Annotated in this window: 6 protein-coding genes; all 6 read left to right on the forward strand. The window is 48.3% G+C overall.

Annotation, left to right across the window (positions count from 1 at the left end; all coding sequences use genetic code 11):
- The first annotated feature begins 415 nt into the window (after nt 1-415).
- From B147_RS27615 to B147_RS31690, 6 genes are read left to right on the forward strand one after another with little or no spacing between them, the layout of a single operon-like run.
- Entirely contained in the window at nt 416-1,846 is a 1,431-nt protein-coding gene (locus B147_RS27615) for a helicase RepA family protein (RefSeq protein WP_020586374.1), read from the forward strand.
- 39 nt (nt 1,847-1,885) lie between these two features.
- A complete protein-coding gene (locus tag B147_RS27620; RefSeq protein ID WP_020586375.1) occupies nt 1,886-2,308 on the forward strand; it encodes a phBC6A51 family helix-turn-helix protein in 423 nt (140 codons plus the stop codon).
- A 14-nt stretch (nt 2,309-2,322) separates the two neighbouring features.
- Nucleotides 2,323-2,619 carry a hypothetical protein gene (locus B147_RS0106280; RefSeq protein WP_020586376.1) on the forward strand — a complete coding sequence of 99 codons (297 nt, stop codon included), beginning with the start codon at nt 2,323-2,325 and terminating at the stop codon, nt 2,617-2,619.
- On the forward strand, nt 2,607-2,915 hold the full coding sequence (locus B147_RS0106285; RefSeq protein ID WP_020586377.1) for a hypothetical protein: 309 nt from the start codon (nt 2,607-2,609) through the stop codon (nt 2,913-2,915). Before B147_RS0106280 ends, B147_RS0106285 begins: the two co-directional genes overlap by 13 nt.
- Nucleotides 2,916-2,930: 15 nt before the next feature.
- On the forward strand, nt 2,931-3,617 hold the full coding sequence (locus B147_RS0106290) for a hypothetical protein (RefSeq protein WP_020586378.1): 687 nt from the start codon (nt 2,931-2,933) through the stop codon (nt 3,615-3,617).
- Complete coding sequence (locus B147_RS31690; RefSeq protein WP_020586379.1) at nt 3,617-3,766, forward strand: hypothetical protein; 150 nt, start codon at nt 3,617-3,619, stop codon at nt 3,764-3,766. The genes B147_RS0106290 and B147_RS31690 overlap by 1 nt, the downstream gene beginning before the upstream one ends.
- The last annotated feature ends 545 nt before the right edge of the window (nt 3,767-4,311 follow it).

Consider the following 4,311-nt stretch of genomic DNA (forward strand, 5'->3'; position numbering starts at 1 on the left):
ATTAAACAGGCCGAAATTTTGTCTTTATGGACATCCAAACCACAACAAATTGGGTGAACGATTTGGATTAATGTGTTATTTTTTGATCTCTTGGTCATGGCTATCTCCTTATATTTTCTTGGTCGAAAAAAAAATTTGATAGCTATGACCATTTTTCAAAATTTGCAAGTGTTTCATGCTTCGTTGTGTCCGCTAGGACATGGGGGTTATATAAAAATCGGTAAAAAAATCCTGTACCGCCGCAGCGATGTGGACGCCTGGCTGGATGCGCACCGGGTAGCGTTGGACGCATAATCAGGGGTGCATATGCTCAGCGACCCTATCATATCACCTATGCAGGATATGACCTTGACGCAGAAAGCCAGTTTCTAGCCGCTGTTTTTAGCCCCTGTTTTTTTTCACGGTGGGCAAGGCCATGGACGAGGCGAAAGGCTTGCAGCCAGGGGCTTTTTATCAAACCCGGCACCAATTGATATTCAAGGCGATGCTGGCCCTAAAAGCAAAAGGCGATAAGGTTGATTTGGTAACGGTGTATAGCCAGTTGCTGGAAACCGGTGAATTGAAAAAGGTGGGTGACCATAACGCGCTGGGAAAGATCGCTGAATACGCCATATCGATAAACCCAGCCAGCCATGCCGAAATCATTAAAAGTTGTGCATTAAAAAGGGATCTTGCCAGCCTTGGATCACGGTTGACCCATGGGGCATTAAACGGTTCGTCGGTTGATGAGCTGCTTGCCATGGTGCAGGAAAAGACAAGTGCCCTATCACAGTCTACCAAGTCAAAATTCCAACTCACTCCTATTTCAAAGCTTGAACTCAAGCCACCTGATTGGCTGATATACAGCATCTTAGAGAGGGATACCCTGTCACAATGGATAGGTGATCCCGGAAGCGGGAAAACCTTTGTTGGGGGTGACCTGGCCTGCTGTATCGCTACAGGTACAGATTTCCATGGATTAAAGGTCAGTATAGGCCCGGTGGTTTACATCGCCGGTGAAGGTCAAAACGGTCTGCAAAGGCGCTTTCGGGCATGGCAGATCCGGCACCAGGTGTCCCTTGAGTCTACCCCCCTGTTTGTGTCCACGGCACCGGCGAGCTTTTGTGATCCGGCATCCATTTCCATAGTTCAGGCTGCCATTGACGGCACCGAAGAAAAACCGGCGGCCATATTCGTTGACACCCTTGCCCGAAACTTTGGCTCTGGTGACGAAAACTCCACGCAGGATATGACCGCGTTTGTCGCGTCTATGGATGAGATACGGGCAAAATATCGTTGTGCCATTATCTTAATCCACCATAGCGGTCATGGGGATAAATCCAGGGGCCGAGGTTCTACAGCCTTAAAAGGTGCCCTGGATACCGAATACCGCCTCGAAAAAGATGACACCGGTACCGTGAGAATGAGCAATACCAAGATGAAGGATTTTGAACCGCCGGCACCCATGGCATTTAAAATCCGGTCTGTTGAACTTGGTATCAAAGATAAATACGGCCAGGAGATCATAGGTGGCATTCTTGACGGGATCGAGTACAAGTCTCCGGCCAAAACACCAGCCAAAAAGCAGGGCAAATGGCAGGCGATTTGTCAGGGTATTTTGATGGACCTTTTTGAAGAACACCGCCGGAATCTTGAAAAAGGCAATTTTGACCCAAATGACGCAAAGGTTTTGATTTCTGATGTTAGGGAAAGGGCTGTTTTACAGGGCCTTAACCCCAAAAACTGGCACAGATATCTCAATGATTTAAAGAAGTTAAACAATATTAAAGTCAATCAACCGTACTTTGAGTTAACTCCTCAAATAACCTCAAATCACCTCAACCCCCCTATAGGGGGTGAGGTTTGAGGAGTCCATTTTGAGGTGAGGTAAAAAAGGGAATAAAAAATGGCACAAAATATAGACGAATCGGAACGCTTGAGCGCCTCACAGCTTAAGGGTGTGCAAGCCCTGCTTACCGCGCCCACTGTGGACCAGGCAGCCCAAAAGGCCGGGGTGGGTCGTACCACGCTGTACCGCTGGTTGAAAGATGACGTTTTTATACGGGAGCTTAACCAAGCTAAGAGACGTATGATCGACCATCACCTGATCCGGCTTCAGCGCGCAGCCGGATTAGCCATCGACACATTGACGGCCATCTGCCGTGATAAGGATGCACCGGCGGGCTCCCGGGTGGCAGCAGCGCGTGAAATATTGGCCGCAACCCTAAAGGCCCGTGAATTAGAAGACCTTCAAACTGTCATGGAGAAACTAAAAAATTCCGGTTTCCTTGATAACAAAAACAACGGATCGGGATATCCCCGACGATAACAGAAAGGATAGATATGGGAACAGTGTTACAAACCATAATCAGCAAATTAAAGGAAATTGAACGACAGCACCAGCAGGATGAGGACCAGCCCGTGGCCGTCATCATAACCCCTGTTGACTGCCGGAAAAACCCCGAACCTGTGGGGCCTGTGGTTCGTTTCTCATCGGATGGGGCAACGGTTGACCGCCTGCCTGGTGAAGACCTGGAAGGATTCATGGATCGGGCCATTAAAGAAGCCGAATTAAACTTGCCTGCCGGGGCCGTGCCTGTCCTGATCGGCACCACAAAGGAGGAAACATGGCCACAATAACGAATATAATTAGCCATCTCAAAGGGCTTGAGGCAAACACCATGCAACCCGGGGAACTCCCGGAAAAACACTTTATTGCGTGTTTTGACCGTGAGACGGACGACTATGGAAATGAGCTGCCCGTTATTCGGCTTCAGGCGGGGGACATTTTTTGGGATCGTGAACCCGGAGAAGATGATGAAACCTTCCTGGATCGGGTCTTGATAGATTATTGCCAGGGGATGCCCTTGGGGACAGTCCCTATGTTGATTGCACACAGGCAGGCACCAAGTGCCAAAATTGAAAAAAACAACTAAAAAAGGATTTTAAAAATGACAGATCTTTACCTTGGTCTTAACGACCAAATCATTTCAAAGACAGATAACCCGATGGTGGACCCCGATAACGAAGATGAAACAAAAGTATTCGGGGAATTATTCTACAATTTGAAGCAGCAGATCCACAGCGTCAACGCCGCCTATGAAAGAGCGCAGGCAATTGACCCCGACGTACCGCAGGGCATACGGACGGAGCGCCAACGAATGATCGCCCTGGAAGCCGAAGCCGATTTCAACGCTAAAATGGAGCCGGCGCTTGCCAAGCTTGAGGCAAAACTGGAAGGCCAGGTGGAGCGGATTCAGGCTGACATTGCCGAAAAATCAAAGGTGTCTGACCCTATTTTAGCCGAATTAAAGGGCCAGGAAATCAGACGCTTGCTCCTGGGTATGGACAAAGCAGAACGCGCACAAATTTTGATGGATGCCGCCCAAAGGGGTGATAAATTCCTCTTGGATTCTGTCCGTGGATCACTGATCCCGATCGTATCGGAAGATATTATAGGCCGAGCTGAGTTCGCTTTTACGGAAAAATTTTTCCCGACTTTTTACCAAACCAGAAATCGGAATGCACGAACGATGGAAGAAGCACGGGAACGCTGCCGTCGCGTAACACGTGGGTTACGTCGGTCTTTAAATGTCGCGCTGTCTGACCGGTTACCGAAGAAACAGGAGGTGAAATAATGATAGTTACAATCAAAGAAACCGGAGAGTCCATCGACTTGACCGGCGCAGAATCCTTTGTTGAAACGATGGATGCCGACAATGTTTTACCGGCACCCCTGATGATCATGAAAAGCTTTATCGCACCGTTGATGGCCGATGGATCATAAATGCATGGACCGGAATGCAACGTCCAACCAAATGGTCCGAAATCGACCACGACGCGGCCCTTGCTTGGCTGGACACCTGAGACCGTGACCTGTGGGAGTGGACCCGGCCAACGGGTTTACATCCGGAGCCTTAACGAAACCCCGGCGCAATTTCAAGCCAGGACGAACCGTGCAGTATTGGCACATCAACGTAGATAATTGATTTGGCCCTGCCTGGTTTTTAATAAAGATTGGGTTGCCGGGTGGGGCCTTTTTCAAAAACACTTAAGAAAACCTCAAAATGATACCCTGTATTTTGCGGATTCTTGGAAAAGTCTCAAAATAGACGTGTTTTCAGCAATCGGCTGATTTTGGCTGATTTTCACCCGGATTTTGTCCAAAAAAGCTGAGGTTTTCCGCAGTACAAAAATCACACAAAAACATAACACAAACATACCTTTAAGTCCAATGCCAGTGCTGACGCATAAATAATAAAAGGTCGGCCGAAGTTGTTCCGCCCACTCCTTTTTGGGAAAATTCCGCCTTTCCTTCTTTCAGAAGGCATC

This window comes from Desulfobacter curvatus DSM 3379, from assembly GCF_000373985.1.
Taxonomy (GTDB): Bacteria; Desulfobacterota; Desulfobacteria; order Desulfobacterales; family Desulfobacteraceae; genus Desulfobacter; species Desulfobacter curvatus.

Excerpts from the sequence above, each read along its gene's own strand:
- B147_RS27615 (WP_020586374.1), top strand. The coding sequence starts at position 416 with ATGGACGAGGCGAAAGGCTTGCAGCCAGGGGCTTTTTATCAAACCCGG.
- B147_RS27620 (WP_020586375.1), top strand. The coding sequence starts at position 1,886 with ATGGCACAAAATATAGACGAATCGGAACGCTTGAGCGCCTCACAGCTT.
- B147_RS0106280 (WP_020586376.1), top strand. The coding sequence starts at position 2,323 with ATGGGAACAGTGTTACAAACCATAATCAGCAAATTAAAGGAAATTGAA.
- B147_RS0106285 (WP_020586377.1), top strand. The coding sequence starts at position 2,607 with ATGGCCACAATAACGAATATAATTAGCCATCTCAAAGGGCTTGAGGCA.
- B147_RS0106290 (WP_020586378.1), top strand. The coding sequence starts at position 2,931 with ATGACAGATCTTTACCTTGGTCTTAACGACCAAATCATTTCAAAGACA.
- B147_RS31690 (WP_020586379.1), top strand. The coding sequence starts at position 3,617 with ATGATAGTTACAATCAAAGAAACCGGAGAGTCCATCGACTTGACCGGC.